This window comes from Donghicola eburneus, from assembly GCF_900115865.1.
Lineage (GTDB): Bacteria > Pseudomonadota > Alphaproteobacteria > Rhodobacterales > Rhodobacteraceae > Donghicola > Donghicola eburneus.
In genome coordinates, this window is sequence record NZ_FOXY01000049.1 from 1 (window position 1) to 2,266 (window position 2,266).

Below are 2,266 nucleotides of genomic sequence, written 5' to 3' on the forward strand. Positions count from 1 at the left end.
GGCATATACGTCGCGCACGGTCGCGAAGGTGGCCACCAGCATGGCCGATGCTCCAACAGCCTGAACCAGACGAAACGCAACAAAGGCTAATGCAGTTGAAGAACAAGCCGCTCCCAGAGACGCAGCAACGAAAGCCGTTGCGCCTACAAGCAGGATCGGCCGTCGCCCGACGCGATCGGAGAGTGGCCCAAAGATCACTTGGCCCACACCGAGCATCACCATGTAGAGGCTCAACGTGAGTTGGATTATGGATGGAGTCGTGTTCAGGACGCCCGGCATCGCCGGAACGACTGGAAGATAAATATCCATCGCCAGCGAGGCGAGGATGTCGAAGGGAGCCATAAGCAGCAAGGCTGCCGGCAGCGTATAGGCCCACGCGGGGCGTGTGGTGGTCATGACGAATCAACCGCTCGATTAAGGATACCGGGCAGCGTCTGCTCGTCAGCAATCAGATGGGATTGGTCTTACAGAGCGCCGCAACAACAATTCTGATGTTGCGGCTTACTTGTCTGCTGACTTGGAATTTCCCATGCTGATGGCTCCACGATTACGAAATTGAATAGCAGCTCTTATCGAATTAGTTGTTGCGTTGCAACCTGCATTCCCCAAGTGGCGTGTCGTTTGAGGTGAAGATCGCCTGTATCCGAGCGCTAGACAAGGATTTTCTGCCGCAAGCGGCACCTGCGGTCGCGCAGACTGCTGGATCTGGACGGATCAGACCGCGAAGCCGCTGTTTCCTTGCCCAGGGGCGGCGTTTTTCAGCGCAGCGGACAGATCTGTCCAGCCGCTTTCGTTCAGTTTGAGCGTGGATCGCGATCATGCGCATAGCGGTGGCGCTCGCAATCGGCGGATAGCGGCGAGGATGGCGCGTACCATCGTGCCGGTGACAGCGACCTCGGCCAGCTGGAAGGTGATGGTGCGGGCGTGACGGACCACACGTGCCCCGATCTTGATCAGCTTCAGTTGCAGGCTGGTCAACGACCAGTCGGCCATGGCCTCGGGCAGCTCGATGCAGTGCAAGAAGGTGGCCAGGTTGTACGCCAGGGCGTGCAGTTGCAGCCGCACCTCATTGTCGCGGAACTTCCGGCACGACAGCCGCGTCCAGCGAAAGGCGTATTTGCCCTCTTTGATGTGCTGCTCGGCGGTGCCGCGCTGGTTGTAGAACCGCACCACCCAGTCCGGCTCCATCGGCAGGTTGGTGACGATGAAGCCGACACGCGGGAACAGTTCGCCCGGATGCCATTCGATCTTGGCGATCACCCGGCGTTCCTTGTCCCAGGACGCCGCCTGATACTCGAATTCCTCGAAGAACCGCTTGACCTTGGTCAGTGACGGCCGCCCGACAGGGCGCGTTAGCCGATGCGCGATCTTGTCCTTGAGGACCGCGTTTGCGGGCAGCCGGATGGCGTAGAAGAACCGCGCTTCTTCCAATCGCTCATAGATCGCCGGGATCGCGTAGGCAGCATCGGCCCGGAAGAACCTGCCACCAAGGTCGCGCTCCGCGTAGCGCGCAATGACGGGGTCGAGAACATCACGCCAGCCATCGGCGCTGTGGACGTTGCCATGGCGCAGGGCGCAGCGTTCCAGCATCCCGAACTGGTTGAACAGAAAGTTGGGGTGATAGCAGCTACAGTCGAAATGGCCATTCCAGGCGGACCCTTCCTGGTCGCCATGGGTCGGGCTGACCGAGCTGTCCATGTCCAGAACGATGTACTTCAGCCCGTTACGGTCATGGAACCGGTCGATCCATTGCCCGTTCAGGTCGGCCAGCGCGGCACGGTTCCCGGCCAGAGCCAGCGTCTCGGTCTCGAACCGTCCCATCTGCGATGCCGAGGCCGCTTGTGCATCGACCGCTCTGCCGCCGACAACTTGGCGCATGACCGGATCGCAGGCGAGACGGTTGGCGTCGTTGACATCCTCGTATCCGGCCAGCCGCCCAAAGACTGATTGCCGGAACAGGCCGTCGAGCCGATGGACCGTGTTCTTGCCAGAGCGAGTATCGCGCAGCGCCGCTGACGCCAAATCGGACAACCCGAGCGCGTCATCAAGCTCGCGCATCACCAGAAGGCCGCCGTCGGAACTGAGCTGCGTGCCGCGAAATTCCAGCCGCACGCGAGGGTCGAAATCCACCCGATCTGCCCGTTGCAAGCCCGCACCCTCTGGGTGATCCATGAAACGCGCCCCTCGCAGCCTTCAACACCATGTTTTATATAGGAAATATAATGGTCAGGACAGCGAAATCAGCGCCTTACTTGGGAAATGTGGG

Annotated in this window: 2 protein-coding genes; both read right to left on the minus strand. The window is 60.5% G+C overall.

Features of this window, described 5'->3' with window-relative positions; translation table 11 throughout:
- A partial coding sequence (locus BM225_RS21455; protein WP_143095450.1) for an MFS transporter occupies positions 1-396 on the minus strand: 396 nt, incomplete at its 3' end.
- A 420-nt stretch (positions 397-816) separates the two neighbouring features.
- On the minus strand, positions 817-2,172 hold the full coding sequence (locus tag BM225_RS21460; protein ID WP_078527637.1) for an IS1380-like element IS1247 family transposase: 1,356 nt from the start codon (positions 2,170-2,172) through the stop codon (positions 817-819).
- Positions 2,173-2,266 lie beyond the last annotated feature (94 nt).

What these genes read in the sequence shown, in the direction of transcription:
- BM225_RS21460 (WP_078527637.1), bottom strand. Translation starts at nt 2,172, where the DNA reads ATGGATCACCCAGAGGGTGCGGGCTTGCAACGGGCAGATCGGGTGGAT.